Origin of the sequence: Sulfitobacter dubius, assembly GCF_900113435.1 — a bacterium.
GTDB lineage: Bacteria > Pseudomonadota > Alphaproteobacteria > Rhodobacterales > Rhodobacteraceae > Sulfitobacter > Sulfitobacter dubius.
In genome coordinates, this window is record NZ_FOPG01000003.1 from 432,418 (window position 1) to 458,081 (window position 25,664).

30 protein-coding genes are annotated in these 25,664 nt (G+C 61.2%); 14 read left to right on the plus strand and 16 right to left on the minus strand.

The features are described 5' to 3' along the window. The first annotated feature begins 8 nt into the window (after positions 1-8). From flgK to BM229_RS14555, 9 genes are all read left to right on the plus strand, one after another. Complete coding sequence (gene flgK / locus BM229_RS14515; RefSeq protein WP_093928353.1) at positions 9-1,415, plus strand: flagellar hook-associated protein FlgK; 1,407 nt, start codon at positions 9-11, stop codon at positions 1,413-1,415. 7 nt (positions 1,416-1,422) lie between these two features. Then, a complete protein-coding gene (locus tag BM229_RS14520; RefSeq protein ID WP_093928354.1) occupies positions 1,423-2,484 on the plus strand; it encodes a flagellin in 1,062 nt (353 codons plus the stop codon). A 15-nt stretch (positions 2,485-2,499) separates the two neighbouring features. After that, positions 2,500-3,600, plus strand: coding sequence for a flagellar basal body P-ring protein FlgI (locus BM229_RS14525; protein WP_093928355.1), 1,101 nt, complete (start codon positions 2,500-2,502; stop codon positions 3,598-3,600). A gap of 9 nt (positions 3,601-3,609) precedes the next feature. Continuing rightward, positions 3,610-3,912 (plus strand): rod-binding protein, encoded by a 303-nt coding sequence (locus tag BM229_RS14530; RefSeq protein ID WP_093928356.1) that lies wholly within the window; start codon positions 3,610-3,612, stop codon positions 3,910-3,912. Next, positions 3,909-4,286: a hypothetical protein gene (locus BM229_RS14535; protein WP_093928357.1), complete on the plus strand. Its 378-nt coding sequence runs from the start codon at positions 3,909-3,911 to the stop codon at positions 4,284-4,286. The genes BM229_RS14530 and BM229_RS14535 overlap by 4 nt, the downstream gene beginning before the upstream one ends. A 107-nt stretch (positions 4,287-4,393) precedes the next feature. Then, positions 4,394-5,332 carry a flagellin N-terminal helical domain-containing protein gene (locus BM229_RS14540; protein ID WP_093928358.1) on the plus strand — a complete coding sequence of 313 codons (939 nt, stop codon included), beginning with the start codon at positions 4,394-4,396 and terminating at the stop codon, positions 5,330-5,332. 105 nt (positions 5,333-5,437) lie between these two features. Then, positions 5,438-5,842, plus strand: a complete 405-nt coding sequence (gene flaF, locus BM229_RS14545) for a flagellar biosynthesis regulator FlaF (RefSeq protein WP_093928359.1) — start codon at positions 5,438-5,440, stop codon at positions 5,840-5,842. Position 5,843: 1 nt separating this feature from the next. Then, positions 5,844-6,269 (plus strand): flagellar biosynthesis repressor FlbT, encoded by a 426-nt coding sequence (locus BM229_RS14550; RefSeq protein WP_093928360.1) that lies wholly within the window; start codon positions 5,844-5,846, stop codon positions 6,267-6,269. Continuing rightward, positions 6,266-7,099, plus strand: coding sequence for a DUF1217 domain-containing protein (locus BM229_RS14555; RefSeq protein WP_093928361.1), 834 nt, complete (start codon positions 6,266-6,268; stop codon positions 7,097-7,099). The genes BM229_RS14550 and BM229_RS14555 overlap by 4 nt, the downstream gene beginning before the upstream one ends. A 6-nt stretch (positions 7,100-7,105) precedes the next feature. On the opposite strand, the gene BM229_RS14560 is transcribed toward BM229_RS14555, so the two are convergent. From BM229_RS14560 to fliF, 5 genes are read right to left on the minus strand one after another with little or no spacing between them, the layout of a single operon-like run. Further along, positions 7,106-8,155 (minus strand): flagellar motor switch protein FliG, encoded by a 1,050-nt coding sequence (locus BM229_RS14560; protein ID WP_093928362.1) that lies wholly within the window; start codon positions 8,153-8,155, stop codon positions 7,106-7,108. Between the two features lie 22 nt (positions 8,156-8,177). Then, a complete protein-coding gene (fliP, locus tag BM229_RS14565) occupies positions 8,178-9,014 on the minus strand; it encodes a flagellar type III secretion system pore protein FliP (RefSeq protein WP_093928363.1) in 837 nt (278 codons plus the stop codon). Next, on the minus strand, positions 9,001-9,456 hold the full coding sequence (locus BM229_RS14570) for a FliM/FliN family flagellar motor switch protein (RefSeq protein WP_093928364.1): 456 nt from the start codon (positions 9,454-9,456) through the stop codon (positions 9,001-9,003). Before BM229_RS14570 ends, fliP begins: the two co-directional genes overlap by 14 nt. Next, on the minus strand, positions 9,449-10,105 hold the full coding sequence (locus tag BM229_RS14575; protein ID WP_093928365.1) for a FliH/SctL family protein: 657 nt from the start codon (positions 10,103-10,105) through the stop codon (positions 9,449-9,451). Before BM229_RS14575 ends, BM229_RS14570 begins: the two co-directional genes overlap by 8 nt. Beyond that, on the minus strand, positions 10,102-11,805 hold the full coding sequence (gene fliF, locus BM229_RS14580) for a flagellar basal-body MS-ring/collar protein FliF (RefSeq protein ID WP_093928366.1): 1,704 nt from the start codon (positions 11,803-11,805) through the stop codon (positions 10,102-10,104). Before fliF ends, BM229_RS14575 begins: the two co-directional genes overlap by 4 nt. Before the next feature lie 182 nt (positions 11,806-11,987). Between fliF and BM229_RS18095 the strand changes: the two genes are divergently transcribed. The 4 genes from BM229_RS18095 to BM229_RS14600 are packed head-to-tail and all read left to right on the plus strand — an operon-like array spanning position 11,988 to position 14,464. Then, on the plus strand, positions 11,988-12,512 hold the full coding sequence (locus BM229_RS18095; RefSeq protein ID WP_167360266.1) for a flagellar basal body-associated FliL family protein: 525 nt from the start codon (positions 11,988-11,990) through the stop codon (positions 12,510-12,512). Beyond that, positions 12,509-13,456 (plus strand): flagellar motor switch protein FliM, encoded by a 948-nt coding sequence (locus tag BM229_RS14590; protein WP_093928367.1) that lies wholly within the window; start codon positions 12,509-12,511, stop codon positions 13,454-13,456. Before BM229_RS18095 ends, BM229_RS14590 begins: the two co-directional genes overlap by 4 nt. Further along, a complete protein-coding gene (locus tag BM229_RS14595; protein ID WP_093928368.1) occupies positions 13,437-13,838 on the plus strand; it encodes a hypothetical protein in 402 nt (133 codons plus the stop codon). The genes BM229_RS14590 and BM229_RS14595 overlap by 20 nt, the downstream gene beginning before the upstream one ends. After that, positions 13,835-14,464, plus strand: a complete 630-nt coding sequence (locus BM229_RS14600) for a MotE family protein (RefSeq protein WP_093928369.1) — start codon at positions 13,835-13,837, stop codon at positions 14,462-14,464. Before BM229_RS14595 ends, BM229_RS14600 begins: the two co-directional genes overlap by 4 nt. A gap of 11 nt (positions 14,465-14,475) precedes the next feature. Here BM229_RS14600 and flhB read toward each other — a convergent pair whose 3' ends face one another. Genes flhB through flgB form a run of 8 tightly spaced genes read right to left on the minus strand, consistent with a single transcriptional unit; the run spans position 14,476 to position 20,708 of the window. Then, entirely contained in the window at positions 14,476-15,594 is a 1,119-nt protein-coding gene (gene flhB / locus BM229_RS14605) for a flagellar biosynthesis protein FlhB (RefSeq protein WP_093928370.1), read from the minus strand. Positions 15,595-15,597: 3 nt separating this feature from the next. Then, positions 15,598-16,353 carry a flagellar biosynthetic protein FliR gene (locus tag BM229_RS14610; RefSeq protein ID WP_093928371.1) on the minus strand — a complete coding sequence of 252 codons (756 nt, stop codon included), beginning with the start codon at positions 16,351-16,353 and terminating at the stop codon, positions 15,598-15,600. Between the two features lie 2 nt (positions 16,354-16,355). Beyond that, a complete protein-coding gene (flhA, locus tag BM229_RS14615) occupies positions 16,356-18,440 on the minus strand; it encodes a flagellar biosynthesis protein FlhA (RefSeq protein WP_093928372.1) in 2,085 nt (694 codons plus the stop codon). After that, positions 18,437-19,264 carry a lytic transglycosylase domain-containing protein gene (locus BM229_RS14620; RefSeq protein ID WP_244152213.1) on the minus strand — a complete coding sequence of 276 codons (828 nt, stop codon included), beginning with the start codon at positions 19,262-19,264 and terminating at the stop codon, positions 18,437-18,439. Before BM229_RS14620 ends, flhA begins: the two co-directional genes overlap by 4 nt. 2 nt (positions 19,265-19,266) lie before the next feature. Beyond that, the gene (gene fliQ, locus BM229_RS14625; protein ID WP_093928374.1) at positions 19,267-19,536 is read right to left on the minus strand and encodes a flagellar biosynthesis protein FliQ; all 270 of its coding nucleotides are present in this window, start codon (positions 19,534-19,536) and stop codon (positions 19,267-19,269) included. A gap of 3 nt (positions 19,537-19,539) precedes the next feature. Continuing rightward, positions 19,540-19,872 carry a flagellar hook-basal body complex protein FliE gene (gene fliE / locus BM229_RS14630; RefSeq protein WP_093928375.1) on the minus strand — a complete coding sequence of 111 codons (333 nt, stop codon included), beginning with the start codon at positions 19,870-19,872 and terminating at the stop codon, positions 19,540-19,542. 11 nt (positions 19,873-19,883) lie between these two features. After that, on the minus strand, positions 19,884-20,294 hold the full coding sequence (flgC, locus tag BM229_RS14635) for a flagellar basal body rod protein FlgC (RefSeq protein WP_067630405.1): 411 nt from the start codon (positions 20,292-20,294) through the stop codon (positions 19,884-19,886). Between the two features lie 9 nt (positions 20,295-20,303). Further along, the gene (gene flgB, locus BM229_RS14640; protein WP_093928376.1) at positions 20,304-20,708 is read right to left on the minus strand and encodes a flagellar basal body rod protein FlgB; all 405 of its coding nucleotides are present in this window, start codon (positions 20,706-20,708) and stop codon (positions 20,304-20,306) included. 70 nt (positions 20,709-20,778) lie between these two features. Between flgB and BM229_RS14645 the strand changes: the two genes are divergently transcribed. Next, positions 20,779-22,119, plus strand: a complete 1,341-nt coding sequence (locus BM229_RS14645) for a FliI/YscN family ATPase (protein ID WP_093928377.1) — start codon at positions 20,779-20,781, stop codon at positions 22,117-22,119. A gap of 6 nt (positions 22,120-22,125) precedes the next feature. On the opposite strand, the gene BM229_RS14650 is transcribed toward BM229_RS14645, so the two are convergent. The 3 genes from BM229_RS14650 to BM229_RS14660 form a co-directional block, all read right to left on the minus strand. Further along, complete coding sequence (locus BM229_RS14650) at positions 22,126-23,274, minus strand: lytic murein transglycosylase (RefSeq protein ID WP_093928378.1); 1,149 nt, start codon at positions 23,272-23,274, stop codon at positions 22,126-22,128. Between the two features lie 118 nt (positions 23,275-23,392). After that, positions 23,393-23,857, minus strand: coding sequence for a CreA family protein (locus BM229_RS14655; RefSeq protein ID WP_093928379.1), 465 nt, complete (start codon positions 23,855-23,857; stop codon positions 23,393-23,395). 61 nt (positions 23,858-23,918) lie between these two features. Further along, positions 23,919-25,640: a SulP family inorganic anion transporter gene (locus BM229_RS14660; protein ID WP_093928380.1), complete on the minus strand. Its 1,722-nt coding sequence runs from the start codon at positions 25,638-25,640 to the stop codon at positions 23,919-23,921. Between the last annotated feature and the right edge of the window lie 24 nt (positions 25,641-25,664).

A 25,664-nucleotide genomic window follows, 5' to 3' on the forward strand; every position in this document is an offset into this window, starting at 1 on the left:
GTACATGAATGAGCATCTCATCTGCCTTTAACATCGCCCGCAGCGGTCTAAGCACGACAGAAGGTCGAGCCAACCTTGTTGCGGGCAATATCGCGAACGCTCAGACCGAAGGGTATGCGCGGCGCGAAGCCGTGCAGGTGACCGAGAATAATTCGGTTGATCTGCGCGTGGCACGGCAGGTGGATGAGAATTTGGCGGGGATGTCACGCGGCGCTTCGGCGCAGTTAGGTGCGGCCTCCGTTACCTCAGAGGTGCTTGGCAGTTACCTGCTGACCTTGGGTGAGCCTGGCGATGAGGTCTCTCCCGCCGCGCGGCTAGCTGAGTTTCAGGCGGGGCTAGACCTGTTGGCGAACAACCCATCGGATCCCGCCGCGCAAAATGACCTTCTGTCGCGCAGTGAAACATTGGTGAGCAGCATCAATCAGGCCGCCGTTGCGCTTGAAGCCAGCCGCATACAGGCCGGGGACAATTTCGTGCTGGGTGTCTCCGAAGTGAATGGGGCGCTGGCCGATATCGCCCAGTTGAACGAACGCCTGCGTCTGGCCGGGACCGATGGAACTGGCACAGCCGGGTTGATGGACGAGATGAACCGCCGCCTAGATGCCTTGGGCAGCCAGATGGATTTTCAAAGCCGCTGGGAATCAGACGGATCGCTGACGTTACACACCACGGGTGGCACAGAACTGGTGCATGGCGACACTGCCGTTAAGCTATCTGCCAATCGCGAAACCGGCGCGCTGATGGCCGGGACAATCGACATCACTCCGCGAAGCGCCACGGCGCGGGGGTCCGATAGCGGCCGTCTTGCGGGTCTTAGCGGTTTGATCGCGGATGATCTGCCCAAGATGAAGCTGCAACTGGATGAATTCGCCCGCGGACTGGTGCAGAGCTTTGAGGCCGCCGATGCCTCTCTCGGGGCAGGGCAGCCGGGGCTTTTCACGGATGCGGGCGGCGCATTTGATGCGGCACAGTTGGACGGGCTTGCAGGGCGGCTTTCGATCAACAGCAGCGTGCAGCCCGATAAAGGCGGCGCGCTTTGGCGTCTGCGCGACGGCGCCGGGGCCGCCACCCAAGGAGAGCCGGGCGACACGACCCAACTGAACGCTTTTGTGGATGTTCTTGAGACCGGTTTGACCTTTGACGCCGCGACAGGGCTCAGCACCACCGCGCGTCTGGGCGATTTCGCCGCAGATATGGTGAGCCACCAGAACGTGCTGCGCGTCGGGGCTGACGCGCAAGCCGAAACCGCGCGTGTGCGGCTTGTCACCTTTGAGGACAATCGCAGCAGTATTGAGGGCGTCAACGTCGATACCGAACTGCAAAAGCTTTTGGAAATCGAGCAGGCATACGGCGCCAATTCGCAAGTGCTGAGCAGCCTGAGTGACATGCTCGATACCCTTTTGGCCAGCGTGTGAGGATAAGATGACCGAGATTTCCCGCACCGTTTCCACCGCTCTGCAAAGCCTGCGCCAGCGCGAACAGACCAGCCGCCTCGCCGCTGAAATCTCGGACGTGTCCAAAGAGGTGACGACCGGGCTAAAGGCCAACCCCTATGACGATCTGGGCCACCGCTCTGCCGATGCCATCGCCATTCGGATGCAGATCACCCGCAACGATGGTTTCCTGACCTCCAATGCGCTTTTGGACCGCCGTTTTCTCGCTGTGGAAACATCGCTCGGGGCGATGCGCGACGTGGGGCAGGATGTGCTTGAGCAGGCCTTCACCACCGACAGCGCGGGCGGGCTTTCGACGACCTATCTGTCGCAGGCGGCGCGCACGGCGCTTGACCGGGTGTTGGAACGTGCGGCGGTCAGCGACAGTTCCGGTTTCCTGATGTCCGGCACCCGCAGTGACACAAACCCGCTGCAAGCATGGGACGTTCAGAACCCCAACAGCGGCGTTTCCCCGGCTGACGCAGTGACAAATGTGATCGGCGGCGTGCCCACAACGCTGGCAGATGTGCAAACGGCGATCGACGGGCTCAAAGCGGCCTTTAGCGATACCGCCGCCGATCCGGCCAATAATTTCGAGAACACCTTCTATAACGGTGCGCCCACAGGCAACCCGCCCCTGACTTCACGCACCTCTGAGACCCAGACCCTGACCCAAAGTGCGCAGGCCAATGATCCGGCGATCCGCGATCTGATCCGCGGTCTGGCCATGCTGAGCGCGTTTAACCCCAGCGATATTCCCGATGAGGCCGCCCGCGATGCGTGGCTAACCGAGGCCCGCAGCGCCATCGGCGCGGGGCTCGAAGGGCTGACCGATCTGGAAACCCAGACTGGCCTGAAACGCGCGCAACTTGCCGATACGATCTCGGCCCAAGAAAGCCGGGCGCTGTTTCTGGATGGGGAGGTGATGAACCTCGAAGGCGTCGATCAATATGATGCGGCCACCCGTCTGACCCAATTGCAGAACCAACTCGACTCCAGCTTTGCCGTCACCGCGCGGCTCTCCCGCCTGTCTTTCTTGAACTACCTATAACCGGAACCGCAGCTCATGAACGCCCTGTTTAAACTCCTGCTGATCGGCCTCACCTTCGCGCTTGCCGCGCCGGCGGCTGCACAGGTGCGGATCAAGGATATCGTTACCGTCGAAGGCGTGCGGTCGAACCAATTGGTCGGCTACGGTCTGGTCGTGGGGCTGAACGGCACGGGCGACAGCCTGCGCAATGCGCCTTTCACCGAACGCGCCATCGAAGGCATGCTAGAGCGGCTCGGCATCGGCAACTTGACCGAGGACCAGATGCGCACGGCCAATACCGCCGCCGTCATGGTAACCGCCTCCCTGCCGCCCTTCGCGCGGGCCGGTAGCACCATCGACGTGGTCGTCTCCTCCTTGGGCGATGCCTCCTCCCTGCGCGGCGGCACGCTGATCGTAACCCCGCTGACCGCCGCCGATGGTGAGATTTACGCCGTGGCCCAAGGCCCGATCGCCGTGGCGGGTTTCGCGGCCCAAGGGCTGAATGCCTCGATCGTCGAAGGCGTGCCCACGGGCGCACGGATCGACAACGGCGCCATCGTCGAGCGTGAGGTCGACTTTGATTTCAGCGAGATGACCAGCATCAAACTCGCGCTGCGCAACGCAGATTTCGTGACCGCGCAGCGGGTAGAAGCCGCGATTAACCAAGCCATGGGGCCGGTCGCCACCGCCATCGATTCGCGCACCATCACCGTATCCGCCTATGGCAAGGGATCGTTGATGGAGACCATGGCCCTGATCGAGCCGCTGCAGGTTCAGCCGGATCAGGTCGCCAAAGTGGTGATCGACGCGCGCTCCGGCACCATCGTCATCGGCGCCAATGTCCGTATCGACCGCGTCGCGGTCAGCCAAGGCGGGCTGACCGTCACCGTCCGCGATGATTTCAACGTCAGCCAACCTGAATCGCTGTCGATTGGCGGGACCACCGTGGTGGTGCCGAATTCTTCGGTCGGCGTCGAAGAGAAAGACGCGAAATTCGCCGTCATCGACGGGTCGGTCAGCTTGCAACGGCTGGTCGATGGGCTGAACGCCATCGGCGTCGGCGCGACCGAGACGATTTCAATCCTTCAAGCCATCAAGGCGGCGGGCGCTCTGCATGCCGACCTTGAGATCATCTAGGGGCAGGTCATGGAATTCGCATCTCTCCCAATCCCCGCGCCGACCCCTGCGGCCAAACCGGCAGCGCCGCAGGCCGATGCCGTCACCGCCAAAAAGGCGCAGGAGTTCGAGGCGATGTTCCTCGGCCAGATGGTCGATGAGATGCTCTCGACCGTGGACATCGGCAGCTTTGGCGGCGGCCACGCCGAAGAGACATGGCGCAGCTTTCTGTCCAACGCGATTGGCGAAAGCATCGCCGAGCAGAACAGCACCGGAATCGCCCGCACAATTGAGACCGCCATGCAGCGCTATCAAACGGGGGCCAACCGATGAGCGATCCGCGCAAAGCACTCGCCGCCGTTGACGCCTTGGGCAATCTGCTGCGCCGCGAAATCGCCGCTGTCGAGGGTGGAGCGTTCAATCAACTGGTCGAATTCGCCAGCGAAAAGGCCCGACTCACCGCCGTGCTGGAAGATCAACTCAGCCACGATCCCGAGGCGGTCAGCAAAGATAAATTGCGCGATCTGAAAGATCTGATTGCGCGCGATCATCACCACCTAAAATTGGCCCGCCAAGCCACGTCAGACATGATCGCACAGGTTTCCCAAGTTCGGGAAAAGCACAGCATTGCAGGCATTTACGGCCGAAGCGGTGCTAAACGTGACAACCGCGCAACACTGATGGCAAGCGTGGACAAAAGTTTCTGAATTGCCTCAATGTTGCCAGTTTTTCGCGTAAAAACGTAATCAAGCGGGTTCGCCCCGCAGTTGTCAGAAAGACGACATAACGAACTAGAATAGTCTGGAATAAGAATATGTCTTCGATCAACACAAACACCTCCGCAATGAACGCTCTCGCAACTCTGCGGAATGTCAACTCGAGCCTGAACCAAACCCAAGACCGTATTTCAACTGGCCTCAAAGTCTCCTCCGGTAAAGATAACGCGGCTTATTTCGCGATCTCCGAAACTATGAAGGGCGACAGCGGCATGACTAAGGCGATCAATGAGAGCCTGACGCTCACAAAGAACTCCCTCGCCACAGCAAGAGTGGGCGCAGATAGCGTCAAAGACTTGGCCCAAGAGTTCGTGGAACGAGTGGGCTTCGCACAGACCGGCGGCAATGACGTTATCGATCAAGTAAAGACGGAGCTAGATGAAATAGTTAAAAGGATGGACTCGTCCATCAAGCAGGCAATCTTCAACGGGGACGACTTGGTCAGTGGCGGTGAAGCCACAGCAGTTGGAGCAGTCACCGCCGCAGACGGTACAATCACCAAAGCCGCGGCCCCTGCGCGGTCGCTTACAGTTGTAACCGGCGTTACTCGTGTAGACAACGGCTTCGAGCCCACGACTATGAGCGTTGAAGGCGTTAGTCTTAAGGCTATTCATGATAGTTTTAAGGCAATTGCAGACAATCTCGCTACTAACTACAAAGACGATGCCGTATTGGATGATGAAACAAAAAGGCAAACTTACCTTAGCAATACTTTGAAAGCGGCGGAGGATCTGCTTAGTGATTCGGTCACCGCCGCCACGACCTTAGGTGTTGGCGAGAAATCTATCGAAAGCCAGCAAGAGTTCCTGACCAAGCTGGCCGACAACCTCGACTCCGGCGTTGGCGCGATGGTTGACGCCAACATGGAAGAAGAAGCCGCCCGTCTTCAGGCACTTCAGGTTCAGCAGCAGCTGGCATCGCAGTCCCTGTCGATCGCCAACCAGGCACCGCAGAACATCCTGAGCCTGTTCCGTTAAGGAATAGGGTTCTCGGGGCCAAAGCCTAGCGCTTTGGCCCCGGTCCAACCGCCTCAGAATTTGCGGTTGGCAGGCAGCAAACTATAAAAACAAGGAAGAATTCCTATGGGGCTGGCAGCATACAAACGAACAATTCGCGAAAGCGAAACCCCGCGGCAGATCGAGCGCCGCATCCTGAGCCGCGTCACACATGACCTTGCCGACAAGGGCCAAGGCTTTGATGCGACCGAAGACAAAAGCGAGCGGTTGAACATCCTCGCCTCCGGTCTGCGCGACGCGATCTACGAAAATCAACGGTTCTGGTCGGCCCTGCGCTTTGACCTTTCCGAGCCGGAAAACAAGATGCCCGACGGGCTGAAAGCCTCGCTCATTTCCATCGCGCTTTGGGTGGACCGTCACAGCACCGCGCTGATGGCTGGCGAAGGCCGTTTGGCCGGTCTTGTCGAGATCAACGGCAACATTGCCGCAGGTTTGGCCGGGCAGGCCGCACCGCAGATGCAGGAGGTGTGAGATGCTGAAATTGACCCTCCGCCCCCGTGAGCGCGTTGTCGTGAATGGCTGTGTCATCCGCAACGGTGACCGTCGCCAAGCGCTGACCGTCGAAAACCGCGCCGACATCGTGCGAGAGTCCGATCTGTTGAAGCCGGATGCGGAATCCACGCCCGTTTCTAAGGTCTATTTCCTTGTGCAAACGGCGCTGATCCGTCCCGATACACGCGATCAAATCATGCCGATGATCCAACAGGGTTTGGCCGATCTGGCCTGCTGCTTTGGCGCCGAGATGCGCAGCCGGATCATGGAAGCGGCGAACTTCGTCTCCATGGCCGATTTCTACAAAGCCATGAGCGAATTGCGCGCGGTCCTGAAATACGAGACGGAACTCATGCAGCTTCGCCCGGTGCCGCCCGCCTCTAGCCAGGAGGCCGCGCACGCATGATTTCGCTGGGCGGCATGGGCACGCAGGTGGCGGTCAAACTGTTTGACGCAACGCGCGACAAACAGCTCGACCTTGCCGCCAGCAATGCCCTGAACGCCCGGCAAATCGCCGCTTTTGAAGAACGTATCGGCAGTATCTCTTCCCCGCAGGAACTGATTGCCGATACGGAAGTCTATACTTTCGTCATGCGGGCCTTCGACCTCGAAGATCAGATCTTTGGCAAGGCGATGATCCGCAAGACGCTGGAAAGCGATATCACCGACAGTTCCGCGCTGGTGAACCGCCTTAGCGACCCCAAAATTCGCGAGATGTATCTGACTCTGGGTTTCACCCCCGGAGGGGGGAGCAGCGCGAACCTTGATAAGCTCGACTGGCAAGCAGAGATGATCGACCGTTTCAAAGAGCGCTTCGTGCTGAATGCCGCCGGAGAGGACAACGAAGGCGCGCGGATCGCGTTGGAGTTCAAATCCAAAGCCTCTGAAATCAATACTTGGCTCGACGTGCTGAAGGACGAAGACCTCGGCACATTCATGCGCCGTGCGCTTGGTGTTCCAGATGAAGCGATCCAAGTTGATCTCGACCGCCAGATCGCGCTCTTCGAGCAGAAATTCGACATCGAAAAGCTGAAAGACCCGGCAGAGGTCGACAAGCTCGTCTCGCGTTTCTCGGCGATTTACGACGCTGTTGAGGGAGTCTCAACCGCGTCCAGCACGGTGCTTTCGTTGATGCAGGGGGCCGTCTCTATCGGTCAGGGCAGCACCTTCACGGCCATCACCATCGACATCCCAACGATCACCGGCGGCTACAGCGCGTCGAGCGCCTACCGCTGATCCTCTTTATTCGATGAATTCGTCGTCATCGGCTGCCGAGGGCAGTTCGATCAAGCCTTCGTCGGCAAGGCTCTTGGCGTATTCCACCATGGCGGCTTGAGCGGCGCGCACATCGCGGCCCCGGACAGGGCCGGTGGCGGCCATTTCGTCCATCAGCATCTGACGCGAGCGTTGCGGCAGGCATTCCATCAGGTGATCGCGCTGCTCTTTCTTGGCCCCGCGCATCGCCATCGGTAGGGTGGCCCCATCCAGTCCGCGCATGACCTGCGCCAAGTCTTGCATCGGCAGTTTGAACAGATCGTCAAAGACGAACATGCGCTGTTTGATGGCTTGGAAAGCGTCGGGAATACGCGCGTCCAATGCACCGGAAAGCTCTTCGAAGGCCTGCACATCCAATTGGTTGAACAGATCCGCCATGCGCTGATGCGTCTCGACCGAATTAGTGTGCATCGCATTCGACAGGATGTCTTGCTTCAAGGTTTCTTCGATCTGCTGCATCATATGCAGCGGCACGGCCTCCATCGCGATCATGCGCTCGGCGATGTCCTGCATCCGCTCAGGGCCGAGCAGGGGCAGCACTTTGGCCGCGACAGAGGTTTCGACGTTATTGAGGATCGCCGCCGCCGTCTGGTCATGCTCGCCCTTGAGATAATTGGCGATCACCGTCTCATCCAGCGCGCCAAAGCCGCGCCACATGGCGCTTTCGCGCTCGCTGTTCTTGAGCCCGGCCATGATGCTGGTGACCTGCTCTTCGGGCATGAATTTGCGCAGCATGGATTCTGCCGTCGACAGTGACCCCACGACCGACCCGGTACCGCTGACGACTTTTTGGGTGAACTCTCTAAGCACATGTTCTACCACCTCTGCCGGGATTGGGCCAAGACGGCTCATGGCGCTGGTGATGCGCTCAATCTCGGCGGTGCCGAGTTTTTGCATGAGTTCTGAACCGGTCTGTTCTCCGAGGCACAAAAAGGTGATAGCGGCCTTGGTGGGGCCGTTCAGATCCTCCACCGTAATGGGCTTTCTGCGGGTTTTGGAAAGGGCATTGGTCGACATGGATAAATCCTTTCAGTGCAGGTCAGCCACCGGCAAGCGGCACATAGCTTTCGATCAGCGATCCGGCCAGCATGTACCAACCGTCGATCAGCACAAAGAAGATAACCTTGAACGGCAAAGAGATCAGCACCGGCGGCAGCATCATCATGCCCGCACTCATCAAGACCGATGCGATGATAAGGTCAATGGCGACAAAGGGCAGGTAGATGAGAAAGCCGATGGTAAAGGCGCGGCGTAGTTCTGAGATCATGAAGGCAGGGACAAGATGGCGGAACGTGGCTTCCTCAGCCGTCTCGGGCATGGGGGTCTCTTCGGCCTCTTCGTTGGCCGGGGCGATGCGCAAAAACAGCGCGTAGTCCTCGGGGCGGGTGTTGACGTACATGAAACTCTTGAACGGGGCCGCGATCCGCTCCAACGCCTGCTCTTCGGCGATGGCGTTCTCTAAAAGCGGTTGCACCCCGGCCTCATAGGCGTCCTCGAAAACGGGCTGCATGACAAAGAAGGTCATGAACAGAGCCAGCGAGGTCAGCACAATATTGGGCGGGGTCTGGTTCAGGCCGAGGGCCGAGCGCAGCATCGACAGGACGATTACAAAGCGCGTGAAGCTGGTCATGACGACCAAAAGCCCCGGCGCAATGCTGAGCACGGTCATCAGCGCGATAAACTGAACGATCCGGCCCGAGAGATTGGCGTTCTCATCACTTCCCGGCGCGGAATCCCCGATCACATCTGACAGCGTACCCAAAAAGCCCCCGTCTTGGGCCATAGCCATGCCGCTGCTGGCGAGAAGCACCAGCAGGGCAAGGCCCATCCGGCCCAACGCATAGCTGCGCAGAGAGGGGCGGTCAGTCAGGCACATAATCCTTGACGATCTGGGTGAGCGAAACGCCCAGCCGGTCTTCGCCGACTTTCACAAGGTCACCGCGTGCGACCAGACGGTCAGAAACCATCAGATCGACCGGCGCACCGATTTTGCGGTTCAGTTCCACGATAGAGCCGCGGGTCAATTCCAGCAGGCGCGAGATCGGCATGCGGGCTTGACCCAGCACAATCTGCACATCAAGACCGACGTTCAGCATGGCGTTGATACCAGCGCCACCAGCCTCGGGGCGGGGGGCAAGGGCGTTGCGCGAATCCTCTGTGTCGAGTTGCGGGAAGACCCCCGCGTCATCGCTGCCCGCACTGGCGGTGTTGCCAAAGGCATCGGCAAGCGGCTGATCCGTCTGGCTGGCCTCGGGTGTCGCGTTGGCCCCTTTGTCGGCTGCGGTGTTTTTGGGCGATTGCAGGTCAGGCTTATCCATTTTCGTCCTTCTCCTTTTGTGCTTTCAGCGCCCGCTCATGGGTGTCGCGCAGCTCGGCGAGCAGGCGGTCGCAAATCTTTTTGAAGCCGTAGTCGAGACTCCCGTGGTCCCATTCCATCCGGGCATCACCATCGGGCAGGTCGGGATCGGCGCGCACGTCCAGCACGCTGTCGCATTTGTAATAGATCGCGCGTTGGCGCAGTTCGGGGCCGATCTGCTCCAGCGTAGCGGGCGATAGGCGCACTTTGATGTGGCTCGATCCGATGGCCATCTTGAGCGATTGGATTACGGTCTTTTTCACCCGCGCGGTCGACAGGCGTTCGATTGCTTCGGGGAGGACGATCTCGCAGGTTTGCAGGGTAAATCCCACAATCTGCGCCACCAGCGCTTCCTGATGGGCCTGCATGGCCTGCGAGAGCCGCGCCAGTTCCTGCGCCAGTTTCTCGGCCATGACGGCGTGTTCGGCCTGCATTGTCTGGTGCATCTCAGCCCGGCCCGCGTCGGCTCCGGCCAGATAGCCTTCGATATGGCCTTGTTTGTGGGCCTTCTTGATCTTCGCTTCGATCTCTTCGGGCGTGGGCAGCGCCGGATCCTGCGGCTTGCTCTTGCCGTCCTCGTCGAAGTTTTGCAGCTTGAGGGTCGTGATCACAGATCATCCCCTTCTGACAGCCATTGTCCGAGAACCCGCAGGGCGTCATCGGTGTTGTCTTCGGCCAATTCAGCTACGGCGCGCAGTTGGCTGTGCTGGACTGCGCCCTCGACCGAGGCGAGATGCACCATGTCGCGGGGCATCTCGTCCATTGGGCCAAGCACCGCACCGGTCTGGACGCCCGCCGGGGTGGGCAGGCGGTTTGGCGGGGTCTCGTTCTGGGTGCCGCCGGTCAACGCTTTTGGCGCGTTATCCCGCTCAGGACCGTCCAACAGGCCCGCGTCGGCGCCAGCGCCAGCCAGCGCGGGCTGAGGAAGGGTGGCATCCAGCACCATGCGCAGCGGTCGCGCGCCCAGCACCATGATGATCGCCACCAGCGCCAAGGCAAAGAGCGAGCGCAGGATGGTCATGGCGTTATCGGCCAGCACCGCGCCCAAGCCACGGCCTGCGGGGCTGCTGAACTCGGAATCGAAATCAAGGAATTGCAGGCTCTCGACCTGCACCTGATCGCCGCGGTTCTGGTCAAAGCCGATAGCGGTGCTGACCAATTGGCTCAGGCGCTGCATTTCTTCTTCGCTGCGCTCGATATAGCCTTCGGAGCCGTCGGGCAGGGTGCCATAGCTGCCGTTCACCAGAACGGCGACCGAGATACGCTCGATATCGCCCGGCTCGCGCACCATCTCGCTTTGAACCGAGCCGATCTCATAGTTGATGATTTCGTCATTCTCGGAACGGGTGGACTGCCCCGCGCCGCCGCCTGCATCGTCGCGCAATTCATCGGGGATGTTGTTGGCCACATCCACCGTGGCCGCCGCCGGATCGGTTTCATTGGAGTTGCGCACGCGGGTTTCGATGGATCGGGCGACCTGCTGGGCAGGGTCAAAGGTACGCGAAACGCGCACTTCACGCTCGGTCGTCAGATCAACGCTGACGCGCACGCGGGCATTGCCCGGCCCGACGCGGGCGTTGAGAATGGATTCAACTTTCTGCGCCAGTTGCTCTTCGATCATGCTGCGCTGACCTTGGAGTGAGAAGTCAGAGCTGCCGCCTTCGTCCTTGGCCAAGATCGTCTCACCCGAGGCCGACAGGACGGTCACGTTCTGCGCTTCCAAATCCGCCACGGCAGAGGCTACCAGTGCTTGGATCGCCTGCGCTTGGCTGCGGGTCATGCTGGCGTTGGCTTGCGAGCGTACGATGACCGAGCCGCTGGCCTCGGCGCGGCTGCGCGAAAAAGCGGCGCGTTCGGGCAGCACCAGATGCACCCGCGCGGCTTTGATGCCGCTGATGGTTTGGATCGACCGGGCCAGCTCGCCTTCCAGCGCACGTAGCCGGTTCACCTTTTGCATGAAGGAGTTCATCCCCATGCCGGACATGTTGTCGAAAATCTCCCAACCCGGCACGCCTTCGCCCGGCAGCCCCGCATCGGCCAGCGCCATACGGGCGCGGGCGATGTCATTCTCTGCAACCGAAATCGTATCGCCATTGCGCGACAGGTCGACCGTCAGCCCCGCTTGCTCCAGCGTCTGCATCATCTGCGACGCGGTGCCGGGGCTAAGTTGGCTGTAAACCGGGACATAGGTAGGGGCGAGGATGGTCCGCGCGCCGATGAAAATAGCCGCGGTGATCGCCAAGCCGATGCCGCCCAGAAGTGCCAGCCGCTTTGGACCTAAATCCTTAAGGTTTTCAACGATCTGATTCACGGGCCCTCACTCGGTTGGATAGGTCGAGCATTCCCCGCTCGGTCGTCACTATGCAAGCGTATATCGATTTATACTTGCTCGATTCGAAAAATAAACAGGTTTCTGTTGCAATAAAGCTTGATTGGGGATGTATTTGTTCTTGCATATGGCGCGTCGCACGGGATCCGATTAAGAGTGGAAGAATGAAAAAGCCTTTTGCTATCCTTGCCGTTGTTTTGCTCTGCCTTCTTGCTGGTGTGGGTGGGGTGACGCTGGCCATTGGCCCTTCGGGCCTGTTGAAAATGGCCGGACTGGGAGGGGATGAGACCGTAGAAGAGCTCGCTGACAACGGCCATGCCGAAGAGGCGGCTGACGATGGTCACGGCGGCAAGCCCAAGACCGAAGTGAAGATGCCGGTCATGCCGTTCCCCGAGATCATCGTGAACGTCACCGACACCGGCCCGCAGGGCGGGCAGACGAGCCGGTTTCTCAAGCTCAACATGCTGATGGTCTATGATGAGAATGTTGAAGGCGCGGACCGTTTGATTGCGCGCGAAATTTACCTGCGCGACAGTTTCCAAGATTTCCTGCGCCAGTTGCATGTCAGCGATCTGACTGGCAGCTATGGGCTGGCGATGCTGAAAACCGAACTGCTGCGCCGGGCGCGGGCAGTGGGGCACACCGACGCGCCGCATGAAATACTGATTGCCGATATGGTGGTGCAATGACGACAGCGGCCTCCCCCGATGCGCTGAGCCTTGAAGAGACGATGATCCGTCAGGCGCGGGAGAGCTTCCAGCGCCTGCCCACGCTTGAGATCATCATCGACCGGCTGCTGCTGGCACTGGTGCCTGACCTCAAATCCTACTGTACCGTCGCACCCGAGATCGAACTGACCTCGCTAGAATATATGCCCTATGAGGACGCGATGGAGAGCATCCAATCGCCCTCTCTCATCGCCATCGCCAATGCGGAAAGCTGGGGCAGTCAGATTGCCTGCGTGGTTGAGCCGGATCTGCTGTTTTCGGTGCTAGAGATTATGCTGGGCGGGCGTCGGGCCACGAGCCAAGAATGGAAGCCGCGTGGATTGACCGCGATTGAGCAGAAACTGGGCCGCAGGCTGGCGGAACTGTCGCTTAAAGGGCTGGCGCATTGCTTGCATGATGTCAGCCCGGTGCAATTCGACATCCAATCGTTGGAGTCCAATCCCCGGTCGGTCATGCTGGCTGCCCCGCGCACCGCGACGGTGCTGGTCCGGATGCATCTGCAATTCGAAGACCGCAGCGGTCATATGGCGCTGGTGCTGCCCTATGGCACGCTTGATGAGGTCAGTGCGCAGCTGGCGCAGCCGTTCCTTGGCGGGCGTTCGCCCACCGACAGCAACGCGCGCAAGGATATGAACAGCCAGATTTCCAGCACCACGGTCACCATCACCGGCGTGCTCCAAGAGGTGACGATCCCGCTGCATGAGGTGCTGGAATGGAAGCCCGGTCAAGTGATTGATCTGGGCATGACGGTCGATACTCCCGTGGTTGGCATGGTGAACGCGCAACCGATGTTTCAGGCCGCCTTTGGCCAGCGCAGCAATGGCGCGCTGGCCCTGCGGGTGATCCAATCTTTGCTCCCTAAGGAAAATCAGGAGGACAGCGACGATGATGCCGGCCTTGATTGATATCCTCATCATCGTGCTGCTGGTCGGCACGCTGGTCTATGCCTTTATCCTTGACCGCCGGGTTCGCGCCCTGATGGCGACCCTGAAAGAGATGGAGCCAATGGTCGGGGCTTTTTCTAGCGCCGTCGATCAATCGGCCCGGTCAGTCGAAGACCTGCGCGACCTCAGTACCAAGGTTCAACGCGCCGAGCCGCCTGTGCAGCGTGACGCCCCACAGCACCGCAAAGCTGCGGCTGAACCTATTCCAGCAGGCCAAAGCCCGGCAGAGATGCGCGCCGCACGCCTGAAGGGGCGTTCCCAAGTGCGCGGGCAGGCGGCGGTGCAGGGCAAATCCGAACTGGTCCGCACCTTTTTCGACATCACCAAGGAGCGTAAGGAATGAGCCGTATCTCCCTGCCAAAGATCGCGCTGTTTGCCCTTGGCGTCGCTGGCGTGCTCAAGCTCACGGTTGAGTTCATGCCGATGATGGCTATCGCCGAGACGCCCGGCGACACCCCTCCGGTTCCGATTGAGCTGGCCGCCGCACCCGCGCCGCCCAGCTATGACGCCAGCGCCCCGGGCGAAAGCGGCATGTGCGAGCCGAGCCATCTGATCGCCGAGGCCATCGCCGAAGAGCGTGCGCTGTTGAAAGACCAACGCGATACGATTGCCGACCGTGAAGCCAAGCTGGCGCTGGCCGAGCAAAGCCTCAAAGCCGAGCAGACCCGGCTGGCCAGCCTGCGCGATGAGATCGGCGCGCAGTTGAAGGTGATCGAAGAGGCCAACAATCAGGACATGACCAAACTGGTCGAGCTTTACCGCAACATGAAGCCACAGGTGGCGGCTGGCATCATGGACGAAATCGACGTGGAGACCGCCGTGCAGGTGATCGGTGCTATGCCCGAACGAGACGCCGCGCAGATCATGGGCTCGTTCAGCCTTGTCCGCGCACGTTTGATCACCAAAATCCTGCTGGAACGCTCCAAACTCCCCGCCGACCGCAATCTCGAAGGGCTGCGCCTGCGTTAAGCGGGCAGGGGTTAATCCTCGCGGATCGACGACCCTGCAGGCGGTTTGCGACGGACGTTGCGGCGCATGTCCATGACAAAGCCGATGATCTCGGCCACCGCTTGCCAATGCTCCATCGGGATACGGTCATCTACTTCCACCGCTGCATGTAGCGCACGGGCCAACGGGCGGTTTTCGATGATCGGGATGTCGTGGTCCTTGGCCAGTTCGCGGATGCGATGCGCCATCACATCGGCACCCTTGGCCACGCAGACGGGCACGTCATCGACACCCTGTTCATATTTCAGCGCTACGGCGTAATGGGTCGGGTTGGTCAGGACCACGCTGGCGCCCGGGATCGCCTGCGCGATGCGCTGGCGCGCGCGGGCGCGGCGCAATTCGGCCCGGCGGCCTTTGATCTGCGGATCGCCCTCGCTGTCCTTATGCTCGTCGCGGATTTCCTTGAGGCTCATCATCTGCTTCTTCTTCCACTGCGCGCGTTTCCAAATGATGTCGGCAATGGCAATTGGGACAAGGAAGGTGGTCGTTACAAGGAAAATCCAGCGCACCTTCTGCAAAGTGGCATCAAGTAAAGTCTCAGGCACAAAGGCCTGCGTCTGACCCAGAGACTGCGCAATATCCCGCACGGCCCAGACGGTGATAAAGCCGATCACCAGCACCTTGGCGGTGTTCTTGGCGAATTCGACAAGGGCATCGGCGGAGAACAGGCGCTTGAAGCCCGAGAGGGGGTTTAGTTTCGATATCTTCGGTTTGATCCGCTCGGCTGAAACCACCGTCTCGCCTTGGATCAGCACTCCGAAAAGCGCTGCCAAAACCATAATTCCGACTACGGGCATCATTGCCAGCCCCACCGTAAAGCCCAGCGATTTAAGGACACCGCCGGCTTCAACCAATCCGGTGCCGCCGGTGCCGATCGCGGTCACACCTGCGCCCAAAAGCGGGCGTTGCAGTGCGTCGACAATGCCGCCGATCGAGCTGGGCAGCACAAAAATCAGGATAAGCAGCAAGGCAAAAACCAGCATCGCCGTGCCGGTCTCACGCGATTGGGGCACGTCGCCTTTCTTGCGCGCGTCGCGGAGCTTTTTCTCCGTCGGCTCTTCGGTCTTACTGCTCTTGTCCTCTTCCGACATGGCCTAGAACCCGTAGGTGGTGAGCCATTCCGCGAATGGCTCAAGAAACCCGCGCATCATGGTCGGAACCGCCAGCACCATCAAGGCCAACCCGGCGGCGATCAGCAAGGGCTGGGCGATAAAGAACACCTGGAGGCTCGCCATCATGCGGTTGGCGAGCCCCATCCCGACGTTGAGCACCAGCCCCGCCACATAGAAGGGCGCGGCGATCGACAGGCCAAGGTAGAGGCTGACCTGCGTGGCGCGGGCAAACTGATCGGTCAGATCGGCGAGCATAAAGGTGCCGGGGGTAAAAACCTGATAGGACATAAGCAGCGACTCGATGATCAGGTGGTGCAGGTCGGTGACAAAGATCAGCGCCGTCGCCCCGATCAGCAGCATCGCGGCCATGCTCGTCGCCCCTTCAAAGGCCCCAATGTTGGGTGCCAAAGCGTTGGCCAGCCCCGACATCAAGGCCATCTGATAGCCCGCGAATTGCAGCGCCGAGAGCAGCGTGCGCGCCACCAGCCCGATCCACAGCCCCACGGTGATTTCCGAGCCAAAGATCAACAACAGGGCACCGGGGCGATCCTCGGCCACCGGGCCAAGGCCTGTCACCGGATAAAGCGCAGCACTCAGGATTAGACCAAAGAACAGCCGATGCCGCGTCGGGACCGAGGTCTCCGCAAAACCCGGCATGAACAAAAGCGCGCTGCCGATGCGGGCGAAGACGACGAAATAACCCATCAGCGCGTCGGTCAAAAGGGCGGAGAGGTCCATCCCTAGCCCCCGATGGTGGCGACGGTCCGCAGTGACACCTTGCGGTGGATTTCGGCGTTGGAGATCACCGGCGTCATCGGGCTGACCCGCTCTAACATGGAGCGCACATAGGACCGCGCCTCGGGGTTGACCATCAGCGCGGGCCAACTGTCCTCAGAGGCGAAGCGTTGGATCTGTTGGCGGGCTTGCAGCACAAATTCCTGCACCCGTTTGGGCGACATGACGAATGTCCGGTCATCACCGACCATTTTGACCGCCTCGATGAACTCGGCCTCCCATGAAGGCGACAGGGTGATAACTGGCACAAATCCCTGCCCATCGGCCAGCCCTTGGCAAATCTGGCTCGACAGGCGGCGGCGCACATTTTCTAGCACCAGCGCGGGCTTGCTGGTCTGGCGCGTGGCTTCGGCCATCGCCTCGACGATCAGCGGCAGGTTGCGGATCGACACACGCTCCAGCAGCAGTTCCTGCAAGACCTGCTGCACCAGAATGGCGGGGGAGGGGACGGGCAGGTCGTTAACCAGCTTTTGATAGTTCCGGTCCAGCCCCTCAATCGCCTCTTTCGCCGAGCCGTAGGTGAGCAGTTCGGACATGTTTTCTTTCACCACTTCAGTCAGATGCGTGGTGATGACACTTTCAGGGTCCACCACCGTATAGCCCTGCGCCTCGGCCTGATCGGCGACCTTGCTATCGACCCAAAGCGCATCGAGCCCGAACGTCGGTTCGCGCGTGGCCTCACCCGGCAGTTGCAGCGGCGCGCCTTCGGGATTGATCACCATCATCTGGTTGGCGCGGATGTCGCCCTTGGCCACATCAACGCCGTGGATTTGGAACGAGTAGCTGTTGATCGGCAGGCTCACGTCATCCTTGATCCGCACCGAGGGCATGGGGAAACCGAACTCTTCGGCGAAATGCTTGCGCAGTGATTTGATCTTGCTCGGCAGCACCGCGTCGGGACGGTTGGCCAGCGCCACCAACCCTTCGCCCAGCACCAGCCGCAACTCGTCGAGGTGCATGGGGTTGGCATCAACCTCCGGCATGTCCTGCTTTTTCTGCGCCTCTGCATCAGCCTGCGCCTTGGCCACCGCGGCCTCTGCCGCGCCGCGCTGGATCACCACGCCCAAGCCCACCATGGCCGCAGCCAGAAGAGCAAAGACCAGCAGCGGAAAGCCCGGCAGAAGGCCGATACCGAACAACAGGATCGCCGCCATATAGAGCGCTTTAGGGAAGTTCGACAGCTGGTCAAAGACTGCCTCGTTTGCCGCGCCGCGCGTGCCGCCCTTGGTCACGATCAGACCGGCCGCCAACGACACCACCAGCGCCGGAATTTGGCTCACCAGCCCGTCGCCGATGGTCAGCGAGGTAAAGACGTTAAAGGCATCGCCCACACCCATGCCGCGCTGCACGACGCCGATTAGGATGCCGCCGATCACGTTAATCAGCGTGATGATCAGCCCCGCCACCGCATCGCCGCGCACGAATTTCGACGCACCGTCCATGGCCCCGAAGAACGCGCTTTCGTCCTCAAGCTCCTTACGGCGGCGCCGCGCCTCATCCTCGTCAATCAGTCCGGCACCCATATCGGCATCAATCGCCATCTGCTTGCCCGGCATCGCATCCAGCGAGAACCGCGCGGCAACCTCGGCGATACGGGTCGAACCCTTTGTAATCACGACGAAGTTGATGATCACGAGGATGGCAAAGATCACCACACCGATGACGAAATTGCCCGCCACGATGAACTTGGAGAAGCCCTGGATCACATCGCCCGCGGCGTGCAGACCCGCGTGCCCTTCGCTAAGGATCAGCCGGGTTGAGGCCACGTTGAGCGACAGGCGCAACATGGTGGTGACCAGCAGCAGCGTCGGGAAGGAGTTGAACTGCAAGGGCGAAGGGATCCAGAGCGCCACCATAAAGATCAGCACACTCAGCGACAGTGACAGCGCCAACCCGAAGTCCAGCAAGATCGGCGGCAGCGGCAGGAACAGAACCGCCAGCACCAGCGACATGCCAACGGCAAAGCTGACGTCTTTGTTTGCGCCGAACATGCTCAGCTGCGGCAGGATGGTGTTGGGTTTCGTGCTCATCCCGCATCCTCCGCGTGGACGGTGGTGAACTGTGGCAGGACGGGCTGCATCTCATGGGCGGAATAAAGCGAGCGGCGGGCGTTTTCAGCGCCGCCAATCTGCGCGCCCCAAGTGGCCTTGGCCGCCAACCTATCATAACTGCCCGACGTGCTGCGGGGCGTCTTGCGCGGACGCGCGGGAACGGGGCTGGCACTGGCCAGCGCCTGAAACTCCGGCAGCCGCGCATTGGCGGCAGAGATGTTCTTTTGCAGACGGTCAAGGTAGGTGTCGCGGTACTCAGGCTCGAACGAATGGTACGACCCCGCGGCCTGCATCCAACTGCCCGTACGCCGGTGCAACCGCTTGAGGAACCGCGCGGCGTAATCGACGTTCACGCGCGGATCAAAACCTTCGGTCACGCTGTCAAAAGCATCCGGATGCCAGCGCATGTTGATCTGCATACAGCCCACGTCAATGGAGCGGATGCCACTCGCCTGCCGCTCGGCGATCCAATCCAGCGCGGCATTGCGGCTGTCAAACAGCCGCCCTTCGCCCGCGGCGTTGACCGCATAGGGCCAGACCGTGAAATGCCCATTGCGCCTTGTGCCCGCCTCTTGCAGGCCGATGGCCAGCAGCAGGTTGTCGGGTATGCCATGCCGCGTTTGTGCCGCCAGAATTTCGCGGATGCAGACCCCTTCGGGCCCGCCTTTGGCGGCCAGCGTCCGGGCTGTCTTGGTCACCGCGTTTTTCTGCGATGGCTCATAGAACGACCCCCAGCCTTGGGCGAGGGCAGGGGTCGCAAGCACCGCCCCCAGCAGCGCCGCGCGGGCCATATGCCAAAACACCCTCACAGCCCACCGTTCTGCACGAGGTCAAAGATGGTGTCCGACAGGTTCTTCAGCGTGGCATACATAAACGGCGTCGCGACCAGCAGGGTGACAAAGATCATCACGATCTTGGGCACGAAGGTCAGCGTCATTTCCTGAATCTGCGTGAGCGCTTGGAAGAACGCGATTACCAGACCGATCGCCAGCGCCACCCCCAACACCGGACCCGAGGCCAAAAGCACGGCCCAGACGGTAGCAGAGATGATGTCATAGGTCTGGGTTTCGGTCATGGCCTAGATCGGCATCCGCAAGATTTCCTGATAGGCTTCGACAAAGCGGTCGCGCACGGAGACGGCCACTTTGACGGTGCTTTCCATCGCCAACATGGCTTCGACCACCTGCTGTGTATCCGCCTCACCGCGCAGCCCGGCTTGGGCCACGGCTTCGCCCTCACGCACCGTTTCCAGCGCGCTTTCAGAGGCTTGCTGCACCATATTGGTAAAACTATTGGCGCTGGCGCCCGCCTCTTCGGCGATGGCTTCGCCCTTTTGGCCGGTCAGCGATTGCGAGGTGCGATAGGCACCGCGAACCGCGGCGGTCGAGATCAGGGAGGCGGGATCGCTCATCTCAGGTTACCTCACTTCAACAGGTCGAGCATCTGGCCGCGCATCCGGCGACCGGACTCGAACATGTTCATGTTGGCCTCGTAGTTCCGCGAGGCTTCGCGCATGTTGGCCATCTCAATGATGGGATCGACATTGGGCCGATTGACATAGCCGGTGTCATCCGCCGCCGGATGCGACGGGTCATAGTCGCGCCGAAACGGGGATTGGTCGCGCCCAATGCGGTCAACCTCAACCAATGACCCGCCGCCATTGCGGTCAATCAACTCGGAAAAGCTGATGGTCTTGCGCCGAAACGGATCGGCGCCGGGCGTGGTGCCCGTGGAATCGGCGTTGGCCACGTTTTCCGAGATCACCCGCAAACGCGCGGTCTGCGCGGTCATCCCGCTGGCGGCGATTTTGGCGATAGACTGAAGCGGATCCATGCGTTTTCCTTACCTGTTCCCGGTGACGGCCATGGTCAGCATGTCATAGCTCTTGCGGTAAAGCTGTGCGGCCAACCTGTAGTGATCGCCGATCTCGGCGGCCTTCACGGCCTGTTCTTCGAGGTTCACGGTATTGCCGTCCAGCGTGGTGCCAATGGCGCTGCGATCCGTCACCTCACGCACGCCGGGCGTACCTTGGGCCACGCCAGTGAAGTGTTTGTCATGGGTTGTCACCAGCCCATTATCGCGCGACAGCTCTCCGCTCAGCATCGATTCAAAGGACGACACATCACGTGCTTTGAAGTTCGGTGTCGACGCATTGGCGACGTTTTCAGACACGACCTTTTGCCGGGCCGAAAGCCACTGCATCCGGTCCGAAGCGAGTCCAAGAATAGAAAGATTAGACAAGTTCATTTTTTTGCCTATAGCCTGTTTAATCCTTGTATAGTAAATATTAGCTTGCTCTCCTAGAGGAAATTTATCCATGCAGACACTCTTTTCCGAGCTGACCAGCTTTGCCCGCGAGGCGGGCGAGGCCGAGATCACCGGCGAAGTGCGCGCGATCACCGGCATTACCCTGACCGCCGTGGGGCTGGAGCGGGTGCTGGGCATCGGTGAGCGCTGCATCGTGCATGGCTCTGACGGGCCGGTCCATGCCGAGGTCGTGGGGCTGGGCACCCATGGCACCGAGTTGCTCCCCTTCGGCTCGTGGCGCGGGGTGGCGGCGGGCGACCGGGTGGAGGTCGCGATTGGCCGCGATGTGATCCGCCCGGATGAGAGCTGGAAGGGGCGGGTCATCAGCGCGTCGGCCACGCCGCTCGACGGGAAGGGGCATCTGCCCGAAGGCAACCAGCCCCGCCCGCTGCGCGCCGCCCCGCCGGGTGCGTTTGACCGCAAACGCATCGGCCCGAAACTGGCGACCCATGTGCGCGCGCTCGATGTCTTCACCCCGCTTTGCCAAGGTCAGCGCTTGGGTATTTTTGCGGGCTCTGGTGTGGGTAAATCGACGCTGATGGCCATGCTGGCACGCTATACGGAGTGTGATGTGGTGGTTATGGCGCTGGTCGGCGAACGCGGGCGCGAGGTGCAGGATTTTATCTCAACCGACCTCGGCCCCGAGGGGATGGAGAAGGCGGTTCTCGTCGTCGCCACCGGGGACGAGCCGCCGCTCACCCGCCGCCAAGCCGCTTGGACCGCTATGGCCGTGGCCGAGCATTTTCGCGATCAGGGCCAGCACGTGCTGCTCTTGATGGACAGCGTCACCCGTTTTGCCATGGCACAGCGCGAAATCGGCCTCGCCTCGCGCGAACCGCCCACTGCCAAGGGCTACCCGCCGACGGTGTTCTCCGAGCTTCCGCAGATGCTGGAGCGTGCCGGGCCGGGGCCGGTAGGCAAGGGCGACATCACCGCGATCTTCACCGTTTTGGTGGATGGTGATGACATGAATGACCCCATCGCCGACGCTGTGCGCGGGATCACGGACGGGCATATCGTGTTGGATCGAAAGATTGCCGAAAAGGGGCGTTATCCAGCGATTGACCTGCTGGCGAGCGTCTCGCGAACGTTGCCGGATTGCCACAGTGATGTGGAGTATACGCTGCTCACTGCCGCTCATAAGGCGCTTGCAGCCCATGCGGATATGGAGGAATTGATCCGCATCGGGGCCTACCGCAGCGGCAGCAATCCCGAATTGGACCGCGCCATTGCCTTTGCCGGGCCGTGCGAGACGTTCCTCAGCCAGCGCAAGGCCGAGCATACCCCGCCGCAGTCCTCATTTACTGAGGTGGCAGGGATGCTCGACCGGGCTGGAATCAGCCCCGGCTGATACCGCCTATTGCAGGCGTCGTAGCAGATCGACCGAAGGCTCGCCCGTCGCAGGCAGGCCCACGCTGGCCTGATATGCGCTGATCGCCTTGCGGCTGTTCGGCCCGATCACCCCGTCGGTGCCATCGGTGTCAAACCCCCGCGCCGTCAGCCGCTGTTGCAGCGCCATCCGGTCGTCCTTGGTCAGCCCATTGGCATCGGGTGGGAAACTGCCGCGCAGCGGCCCGCCCCCGGCGATGCGGTCGGCCAGATGGCCCACGCCGATGGCGTAGCTGTCGGAGTTGTTGTAGCGCTTCAGCGCCCGGAAATTGCTGGTCACGACAAACTGCGGCCCACCTGCCTGCGGTTGGATCACCGAGCCCGCGCTGGCGGAGATGCTGCCCACTTCGCCGCCCCATTTCACGCCGCGTGTCCAGCCATTACGCGACAGATAGGCGGCGGTCGAGGCCAGTGCATCGCTGGGGTCTTCCGACCAGATGTCGCGCCGCCCGTCGCCGGTGAAATCCACCGCGAAGGCTTGGTAAGAGGTGGGGATGAACTGCGTATGCCCCATGGCCCCGGCCCAAGATCCGGTCAGCCGGTCGGCAGTGATATCGCCGTTTTGCAGGATCTTCAGCGCCGCGATCAGCTGCTTTTCAAAGAACGCCCCACGCCGCCCGTCATAAGCCAATGTCGAGGTGGCCGAGACGACGGGCACATTCCCGCGCCGCTCTCCGAAATAGCTCTCCAGTCCCCAAACCGCCGCGACGATCTCTGCCGCCACGCCGTAGCGGTTCTCGATCGCGCTCAGCGTGCTGCGGTGCCGCGCAAAGGCCGCGCGCCCTTTCGAGACCCGCTCATCCGAGGCGGCGATGGCGAGGTAATCTTCCAAGCTGCGGCTGAATTCTGTTTGGTTGCGGTCCCGTTTCACGACGCCGGGCAGGTAGCCCGTACCGCGGAACCCTTGGGCTAAGGTGCTAGCGGAAATCCCTTGCGCCGAGGCACGGCCCTTAAACGCCGCGACCCAAGCATCATAGCCTGCATTGGGCACCGGGCGCAGATCGTCCGGCACCCCTGCCGCTGCTGCGGGGCCAAGCGCGCCGCCCCCCGTGGAGCAGGCCGAGGTCAGCCCCAGAGCGGCGAGGCCGAATGCGAATGTTCTGCGTGAATGTCTCATAAATCCTGCCTGTCGCTGCATTGTTGCGTTTTGCGCAGCATATCGCAGGCAGGTCGCCCGACAAGGCGGGATTGCCCTGATGGCAAGGCTTCGCCGAGGAAAACTTGGCCCTTTGGGCTTATTGTCCGGGCTGGAACAGGGGCACGGTCGACATTGACATCTTGGCCGATCCGTCCTGCACCTGCTGGCTGTGGCTGATGTAGATCAGCGTGTTGTTCTCTTCGTCGAAAATCCGCTTTACCCGCAGCGTCTTAAAGATAATCGAACGCCGCTCGCTGAATACATTCTCGCCTTCATCGTCCCGCTCGATATCGCCGATCTCAATCGGGCCGGTCTGACGGCAAGAGATTGAGGAGTTCGATGGGTCTTCGAACCAGTTGCCCTTTTGCAGTCGGTCAATCAAGCCGCGCTCGAAATAGGCCAGATGACAGGTCACGCCCTTGACCTTGGGGTCGGCCACGGCTTCGACGATGATGTCATTGCCCAGCCAGTCCACATCGACATTCCCCACCTGTTCGGCGGAAGCAGCAGTGGCAAAAAGGCAGGCGGAAAGGGCGGCGACGCGCGCGAATATCTTGTTCATGGCAGGCAAACGCGCGACGGGCAGGCCGGTTCCCTAGGCTCCGCCGAATTTTCGACGGCCTCTACCGCTGCTCTGCCAAGGCGCAAACGGCTTCGTGCTGGCTTAGAAAGACCTCGCCGGTGAGGTCGTCCAAGAAGTGGCTGCGCTTCAGCCTGTCCATGACCGGGCCTTTCACCTCGCTCAGATGCAGCCGGATATCGGCATCCCGCAGCCGTGTGTTGATCGCCTCAAGCGATTCCAGTGCCGACAGGTCGATCTCATTCACCGCCGGGAACATCAGCACCACATCGGTCAGTTCGGGCTTTTCGGCGGCATGGCGTGCAAGCTGGTCCTCTAAGTAGCGTGCGTTAGGGAAGTAGAGGCTCTCATCCACCCGCAGCGACAGCACATGCGGCTGGGTCTCAACCTCATGGCGCAAGACATTGCGGAAATGCTCAGTCCCCGGCACCCGGCCCACCACGGCCATATGCGGGCGCGAGGTCTTGTAAAGATGCACGAGGATTGAGGTGATGACCCCCGCGCTCACGCCCGCTTCGACGCCGAAAATCAGCGTGAGCAGGATCGTCACGCTCACGGCGGCGAAATCGGCGTGGCTAAAGGCCCAAGCGCGTTTGAGGATTGAGAAATCAACGAGGCTCAGCACCGCAACGATGATGGTGGCGGCGAGCGTGGCCTTGGGCAGCAAATAGATCAGCGGCGTCAGAAACAGCGCCGCGAGCGCGAGCCCTACGGCGGTGAAGGCCCCCGCGGCGGGCGTCTCGGCCCCCGCGTCGAAATTCACCACAGAGCGGGAGAAGCCCCCGGTGACCGGAAAACCCCCGGTGAAGGCGGCCCCAAGGTTCGCACTGCCCAGCCCGATCAGCTCCTGATCCGGGTCAATGCGCTGGCGCTTTTTGGCAGCTAGGGTCTGGGCGACGCTGATGCTTTCGACGAAACCGATGATCGAAATCAGCAGCGCGGGGACGAACAGCTGTGACAGCAAGTCAGGCGAGAAGGAGGGCAAGGTGAGCGGCGGCAGGCTTTGCGGCACCTGGCCCACGATGGCCACGCCGCGACTGCCCAGATCAAAGGCCCAGACCGCCAGCGTGGTCCCGACGATCGCCAGCACCGGCCCCGTCTTGGCACCGATATCGGCCATGCGCGGCCCCAGCCCGATACGCAAAAGCAAGGGTTTCAACCCGCCCCGGACCCAGAACAGAAATGCCGTCGCGGTCACACCCAGCAGCAGGGTGATCGGGTTAACCTCCCCCAAATGCGCCCAAAGGCTGGCAAGGATCTCGACCAGCGTATGGCCTTCGCTTTCGATCCCCAGAATATGGCGCAATTGGCTAGCGGCAATCAGGATGCCCGAAGCGGTAATGAAGCCTGCAATCACCGGGTGAGACAGGAAATTCGCCAGAAAGCCCAGCCGGAACAGCCCAAGCGCCAGCAGCATCGCCCCCGATAGAAACGCCAGCGTCAGCGCCGCCGTGACATAGCCCGCCGTGCCAGCCTCGGCGATATTGCCCACCGCTGCCGCAGTCATCAGTGACACCACGGCCACCGGCCCCACCGCCAGTGCGCGGCTGGTGCCAAAAATCGCATAAAGCACAATCGGCGCGATGGAGGCGTAGATACCCGCCTCAGGCGGCATCCCCGCCAGCAGAGCATAGGCCAGCGATTGCGGGATCAACATGATGGTGACGATCACCGCGGCCACCATATCCCCGGTGAACTGGCCACGGTCAAAGCGCCGCCCCCAGTCGAGGATCGGCAGATAGTGCGCAAGGGGCCGCAGGGTCATGTCAGGCAATCCGTTAAGGGGAAG

Excerpts from the sequence above, each read along its gene's own strand:
- flgB (WP_093928376.1), bottom strand. The coding sequence starts at position 20,708 with ATGAACTTGTCTAATCTTTCTATTCTTGGACTCGCTTCGGACCGGATG.
- BM229_RS18095 (WP_167360266.1), top strand. The coding sequence starts at position 11,988 with ATGAAAAAGCCTTTTGCTATCCTTGCCGTTGTTTTGCTCTGCCTTCTT.
- BM229_RS14520 (WP_093928354.1), top strand. The coding sequence starts at position 1,423 with ATGACCGAGATTTCCCGCACCGTTTCCACCGCTCTGCAAAGCCTGCGC.
- fliE (WP_093928375.1), bottom strand. The coding sequence starts at position 19,872 with ATGAGCGATCCCGCCTCCCTGATCTCGACCGCCGCGGTTCGCGGTGCC.
- BM229_RS14645 (WP_093928377.1), top strand. The coding sequence starts at position 20,779 with ATGCAGACACTCTTTTCCGAGCTGACCAGCTTTGCCCGCGAGGCGGGC.
- BM229_RS14540 (WP_093928358.1), top strand. The coding sequence starts at position 4,394 with ATGTCTTCGATCAACACAAACACCTCCGCAATGAACGCTCTCGCAACT.
- BM229_RS14595 (WP_093928368.1), top strand. The coding sequence starts at position 13,437 with ATGATGCCGGCCTTGATTGATATCCTCATCATCGTGCTGCTGGTCGGC.
- BM229_RS14590 (WP_093928367.1), top strand. The coding sequence starts at position 12,509 with ATGACGACAGCGGCCTCCCCCGATGCGCTGAGCCTTGAAGAGACGATG.
- BM229_RS14655 (WP_093928379.1), bottom strand. The coding sequence starts at position 23,857 with ATGAACAAGATATTCGCGCGCGTCGCCGCCCTTTCCGCCTGCCTTTTT.
- BM229_RS14525 (WP_093928355.1), top strand. The coding sequence starts at position 2,500 with ATGAACGCCCTGTTTAAACTCCTGCTGATCGGCCTCACCTTCGCGCTT.
- BM229_RS14600 (WP_093928369.1), top strand. The coding sequence starts at position 13,835 with ATGAGCCGTATCTCCCTGCCAAAGATCGCGCTGTTTGCCCTTGGCGTC.
- BM229_RS14650 (WP_093928378.1), bottom strand. The coding sequence starts at position 23,274 with ATGAGACATTCACGCAGAACATTCGCATTCGGCCTCGCCGCTCTGGGG.
- BM229_RS14660 (WP_093928380.1), bottom strand. The coding sequence starts at position 25,640 with ATGACCCTGCGGCCCCTTGCGCACTATCTGCCGATCCTCGACTGGGGG.
- BM229_RS14560 (WP_093928362.1), bottom strand. The coding sequence starts at position 8,155 with ATGTCGACCAATGCCCTTTCCAAAACCCGCAGAAAGCCCATTACGGTG.
- BM229_RS14530 (WP_093928356.1), top strand. The coding sequence starts at position 3,610 with ATGGAATTCGCATCTCTCCCAATCCCCGCGCCGACCCCTGCGGCCAAA.
- BM229_RS14535 (WP_093928357.1), top strand. The coding sequence starts at position 3,909 with ATGAGCGATCCGCGCAAAGCACTCGCCGCCGTTGACGCCTTGGGCAAT.
- BM229_RS14570 (WP_093928364.1), bottom strand. The coding sequence starts at position 9,456 with ATGGATAAGCCTGACCTGCAATCGCCCAAAAACACCGCAGCCGACAAA.
- flaF (WP_093928359.1), top strand. The coding sequence starts at position 5,438 with ATGGGGCTGGCAGCATACAAACGAACAATTCGCGAAAGCGAAACCCCG.
- flgK (WP_093928353.1), top strand. The coding sequence starts at position 9 with ATGAGCATCTCATCTGCCTTTAACATCGCCCGCAGCGGTCTAAGCACG.
- BM229_RS14550 (WP_093928360.1), top strand. The coding sequence starts at position 5,844 with ATGCTGAAATTGACCCTCCGCCCCCGTGAGCGCGTTGTCGTGAATGGC.
- BM229_RS14555 (WP_093928361.1), top strand. The coding sequence starts at position 6,266 with ATGATTTCGCTGGGCGGCATGGGCACGCAGGTGGCGGTCAAACTGTTT.
- flgC (WP_067630405.1), bottom strand. The coding sequence starts at position 20,294 with ATGGATCCGCTTCAGTCTATCGCCAAAATCGCCGCCAGCGGGATGACC.
- flhB (WP_093928370.1), bottom strand. The coding sequence starts at position 15,594 with ATGTCGGAAGAGGACAAGAGCAGTAAGACCGAAGAGCCGACGGAGAAA.
- flhA (WP_093928372.1), bottom strand. The coding sequence starts at position 18,440 with ATGAGCACGAAACCCAACACCATCCTGCCGCAGCTGAGCATGTTCGGC.
- fliQ (WP_093928374.1), bottom strand. The coding sequence starts at position 19,536 with ATGACCGAAACCCAGACCTATGACATCATCTCTGCTACCGTCTGGGCC.
- BM229_RS14610 (WP_093928371.1), bottom strand. The coding sequence starts at position 16,353 with ATGGACCTCTCCGCCCTTTTGACCGACGCGCTGATGGGTTATTTCGTC.
- fliP (WP_093928363.1), bottom strand. The coding sequence starts at position 9,014 with ATGTGCCTGACTGACCGCCCCTCTCTGCGCAGCTATGCGTTGGGCCGG.